Origin of the sequence: Lactobacillus sp. UMNPBX17 (assembly GCF_002553735.1) — a bacterium.
GTDB lineage: Bacteria > Bacillota > Bacilli > Lactobacillales > Lactobacillaceae > Lactobacillus > Lactobacillus gallinarum.
On the sequence record NZ_PCYT01000143.1, the window covers coordinates 1 to 1,249 of the forward strand.

The window sequence follows — 1,249 nt, forward strand, 5'->3', positions numbered from 1 at the left end:
TTCAGCGTTACTTAATGAGGCTGTTAATGATATATATCCACAAATTTATGTAAAAATTTTGGGAATATATAATAAGCAGAATTTTAAATTACCTGGATTAAAAAATGTAGATATTGAAGATAAGGTATATATAGCACCTAAACAAGCTACCAAGTTGTTGGTAAAATCTTTGGAATTAGTCAAAGAGGGTAATGGAAACACTAGAAAAATAATAAAAAATTTTGCTAAAGTCAGACTTAATAATTCTTCAAGCAGTATGTTAAGTATGCAAGCTGATAATCTATTTGATCATCATTTAATGATTGTGGGGGCAACTAATTCTGGAAAATCTACCACGTCGTTGTCGATTTTAGATAGATTTCATTCAGAAAAAGGGAAGATATTGATTATAGATCCTACTGGTGAATATGAAGATTCTTTCGATAAAAATAAAGATAAATTTATCAAAGTTACGTTAGGCAAAGAAGTTGCTTTTAATAGTGGAAGTATACATAACAATGAGTGGAAAATGATATTTAAACCTAATCATAATACTCAAGAAGCAACATTATTTGAAGCAATTAAAGAATTAAAATATCAAAGAAATCATACTGGAAAAGACGAATGCTTTGATCCAGAAGGAAAAACGATAGAAGAAATAGCAAATATCTTAGATGATATTGATAGTGATAATGTGGATTTTGATGTTTCATTATTGTCAAAACAGATAGTGAATAGTTCTGTGCAAATAGATAAGTATAAAAAGACGTATGTAAAAAATGGTTTTTCTCTAAGTAGCAATGAATGGTTAATAAAAAGGGTACGTAACGTTTTGAATAATACCAGTTTTAGTGACTTTTTTGATGTAAATAAGAATAGGAAAAATATATTTGATGTAATCGATAAAAAGTTTATATCTAGCGATAAAAGCCTATATATAAATGCAAAGTCAGTAGATGTTGCTGATGATTTTGGAAAAATGATGATAAATATAATATGTGGTCATCTTTTGGATGTAGACAAAGATGGTATAAAAAATAGACCGTTTGTTTTATTTATTGATGAAGTACATAGATATACTTTCAGTAGTGATGAAAATCAGGATAATTCAAGCTTAGTTAATATGGCTCGTGAGGGAAGAAAACTAGGTATTTTCTTATTTTTAACAACTCAAAGTCCTAAAGACGTTCCAGAAATATTGTTAAATCAAATAGGAACCTTAATAATCCATAGATTAACAGGTTATAAAGATATTGAGACAGTTAAAAAT

General features: G+C 27.8%; 1 protein-coding gene. It reads left to right on the forward strand.

What is annotated here, in order from left to right:
• On the forward strand, nt 1–1,249 hold a 1,249-nt coding region (locus CP368_RS09975), incomplete at both ends, for an ATP-binding protein (protein WP_098046056.1).